The sequence below is a fragment of the Pantoea sp. SIMBA_079 genome (assembly GCF_046940275.1).
Lineage (GTDB): Bacteria > Pseudomonadota > Gammaproteobacteria > Enterobacterales > Enterobacteriaceae > Pantoea > Pantoea borealis.
Window position 1 is genome coordinate 1 of record NZ_JAWRYR010001038.1, and the last position, 228, is coordinate 228.

1 protein-coding gene is annotated in these 228 nt (G+C 53.5%); it reads right to left on the reverse strand.

All coding sequences use genetic code 11. The features are described from left to right. On the reverse strand, nucleotides 1-228 hold a 228-nt coding region (locus SB719_RS23075; protein WP_412160178.1), incomplete at both ends, for a S41 family peptidase.

The following is a 228-nucleotide window of genomic DNA, read 5'->3' on the forward strand; positions in this document are numbered from 1 at the left end:
CCCGGAATGAAGAGGCCGGAGAGTGACACCGCTTCAGTCAGTGCACCGCCGCCATTGGTCAGCAGGTCGATAACCACGCTGTCAACGTTTTGCTTTTGCAGTTTCTGCAGCTGTACTGTGACATCGTCAGTCAGACCAACATAGAAACCCGGAAGATCCAGCACGCCGACTTTTTCTTTGCCAACGTTATGCACCGTGCCTTTTACCGCGCGATCTTCCAGACGGATT